The 1115-nt window shown below is 36.0% G+C and carries 1 protein-coding gene; it reads right to left on the bottom strand.

The annotated features are described in order from the left end of the window. A partial coding sequence (locus FC57_RS10360) for an IS110 family RNA-guided transposase (protein ID WP_056990034.1) occupies positions 1 to 1054 on the bottom strand: 1054 nt, incomplete at its 3' end. Between the last annotated feature and the right edge of the window lie 61 nt (positions 1055 to 1115).

The raw sequence follows: 1115 nt of genomic DNA, 5'->3' as shown, positions 1-1115 counted from the left end.
TATGACAAGGATGGGTCTTTGAGGCATTATCAATTTGACCGATAGCCCGATATAGAATCTTACGTGCTACGGCATTACCATGTTTAGTAATGCTTAAACTAGCATCTATTTCACCAGATTGATAACGTCCTGGATCAATTCCAATAAAAGCATTGATTTTGTTAGGACTACTGAATCTGCGCAAATCTCCTAGTTCTCCTAAGACTCTAACTGCAGTTACTTGTGCAAAGCCGGGAATGCTTTCTAAGATCTCCAAGTCACGATTGGGTAAGTCTTCAGCTATCTTTACCATCTGAGCAATCAAGTTTTTTCTTTTCTTATTTAGGTCAATTAGACGTTGAGCATAGTATTTTGCTTCACTAGATTCAACACTATTGCAAGAAGCTGCTGGATATGCTCTTCTAGCAGAACTGATTAGATTTAAGGTGAATTTCTTAGCTTTTTTATCTTGAAATCCCGGTAACTCAATCAACTTATTATAGATTTCAAGATTAGTAGAGCCATTTACCAGTTCACAGTGAGGATACATCTTGACAATTGACCAATAATTGAATCCTTTAGCTGCGCTAAATAAGCTTTCAAGTTCTGGAAAGGTAAACTGTAAAATCTTATGAAGTCGATTCTTTGCCATCACAATGTCGCTAGTCAATTGATCATAAAAACGACTTAGGGCATTTAATTGACAGTATTGCTCAGCTTGCAATTGATTAACTGGATGGTGATAAAGCTTTTGAATTAAGGCTAGGTGATACGCATCGGTCGTATCTGTTTTATTATGTCTAAGTCCCAGATTCATCTCTTTCTTTGCTTTTAACGGGTTTAAGACTACATATTCATAGCCATAATCGTCTAAGAAAGTCTGTAGTCTCTTAGAATACACGCCAGTAGCTTCAAAAATGATTTGTGGGTGTTGAGTGAAAGCTTTCAGATCATTGAGCAATTCTAGGAACCCAGCTCGGTCGTTAGTAATTGTTGTAATAGATTTACTATCATTGATTAATTCACAAACAGTTGATGTGCTTTTGCTTACATCAATGCCAAAGATAACTTTCATTTCTAAATACCCCCTAAATATAGCAGTAAAGCCCTTTTACTCAAGAAATTAGATCTAATTT

The sequence above is a fragment of the Lactobacillus ultunensis DSM 16047 genome, assembly GCF_001436305.1.
Lineage (GTDB): Bacteria > Bacillota > Bacilli > Lactobacillales > Lactobacillaceae > Lactobacillus > Lactobacillus ultunensis.
The sequence above is the reverse complement of the archived record's forward strand: the minus strand, read 5'-3'. Positions and strand labels throughout refer to the sequence as shown.